This window comes from Aeromonas simiae (assembly GCF_000820125.1).
GTDB classification, from domain to species: Bacteria; Pseudomonadota; Gammaproteobacteria; order Enterobacterales; family Aeromonadaceae; genus Aeromonas; species Aeromonas simiae.
The window spans coordinates 1-393 of sequence record NZ_CDBY01000009.1 but is presented as its reverse complement, the minus strand read 5'-3'; the positions used below and the strand labels follow the sequence as shown (position 1 = coordinate 393).

General features: G+C 64.1%; 1 protein-coding gene. It reads left to right on the top strand.

The features are described 5' to 3' along the window. A partial coding sequence (locus BN1134_RS01650; RefSeq protein WP_042044888.1) for a TRAP transporter large permease subunit occupies positions 1–393 on the top strand: 393 nt, incomplete at both ends.

Genomic DNA, 393 nt, shown 5'->3' with positions numbered 1-393 from the left:
CAGACCGGGGTCGGCCTGGTGCTGGCGGATCTGGTAGAGATGCTCTCGATGGGCAACCTGCTGCTGATGCTACTGCTGACCGCGTTGCTCAGTCTCATCCTCGGCATGGGGCTGCCAACCACCGCCAACTACATCGTGGTGTCGAGCCTCTTGGCGCCGGTGATCGTCACCCTGGGGCAGCAGAACGGCCTCATCGTGCCGCTCATCGCCGTGCACCTGTTCGTCTTCTATTTCGGCATCATGGCCGACGTGACGCCGCCGGTGGGACTGGCCTCGTTCGCGGCGGCGGCGGTCTCCAAGGGTGATCCCATCAAGACCGGTCTGACCGCCTTCTACTACAGCCTGCGCACCGCGGCGCTGCCGTTCCTGTTCATCTTCAACACCGACCTGCTG